This window comes from Faecalibacterium longum, assembly GCF_040094125.1.
GTDB classification, from domain to species: domain Bacteria; phylum Bacillota; class Clostridia; order Oscillospirales; family Ruminococcaceae; genus Faecalibacterium; species Faecalibacterium longum.
The window spans coordinates 1-1,094 of sequence record NZ_JBBNIH010000048.1; the positions used below are offsets into that span (position 1 = coordinate 1).

Annotated in this window: 1 protein-coding gene; it reads right to left on the reverse strand. The window is 54.8% G+C overall.

All coding sequences use genetic code 11. From position 1 onward, the window contains the following. Positions 1-1,094 (reverse strand): relaxase family protein (locus AAAU26_RS00740; RefSeq protein WP_349180871.1); only part of this gene is annotated, 1,094 nt, incomplete at both ends.

Genomic DNA, 1,094 nt, shown 5'->3' on the forward strand with positions numbered 1-1,094 from the left:
TTCTGCTTTGCGGTTTTCAGTTTGAGCAGTTCCTCTTTAGCTTCCTTGTACTGCTCGTAGAACTTTGCCTTTTCGGAGGCAAGCTGCGCATACTCGGCTTCCAGCTTTTTCGGGCTGGGCAGCTTGGTGAGGTCATTTGCCTTGAAATAGGCTGCTGCTGCCCGGTATGCTGTCAGCTCTGCACGGTGCTGCTCCTCAAAGGCTGCGGGTCGTTTGGCAGTCTTTAACTGCTGTGCGATTGTCTTGGTGCTGGCATAGGCTGCGACGTGATAGCGCAGCTCTTTGTTGGTTTTCATGCGACCTTCGAGGTCTTTCACCACCGCCAGTGCGTCGTGATACTTGGTTTCCAGTTCAGCGATGCGCTGGTTCAGGGCGTCCTCGTCGGTCAAGTTCTTTTCCTGCAGAAGCTTCACGGTCTGTGCCATAACTTTGAGATTGTGTTTCGTGAGCCAACGCTTATAGCCAATGCCCTTGCCTTCGGTCATTTTCGACTGGATGTCGATCAGTTTCCCGATGGTATCCTGCTTGAACTGCGCCTTGGGTTCGCGTTCGGCGTTTGCCTGCAACGTGGCAAGCACTGCCGCCTTATCGAACTTGTCACCGATGCTGTGCGCCCGGATGAACTTTGTCCTTCCGGCAGGCAGATAGCTGAGCCGACCACGGCTTTCCTTGACCGTGATTCCGTACTGCTGCAAGAGCCTGTCCGAGAAATCTTCAAAGCTCATTGCGGTGTCCAGCACATCCGAGATCTGTTTCCGCAAGGTTTCCTTTGCGGTTTCAAACTTCTTCTGCTGGGGCGGCTGTCCAGCTGCGGTGAGGGCTGCGTTTGCAAGGTCGAGTTTCTGCTGCCCGCGCCGCCTTGCCCAATACTCAGCTTCGCTCACACGCTTTTTCGAGCTGAGCAGGTCGATCTGGTACAGCTTGGCATCCTGACACATTTCCATGACTGCGACACGCAGGTGCCGCATGGTCTGGGCTGTGCTGGAGTGCTTCATGCCTTCTAGCCAGTCGCGGGGTTTCTGCATATAGGGCTTGCGTTCCACCTCTCGTGTTCGGATGCTGCCGATTACGATGTGGACATGGATATTTCCCGA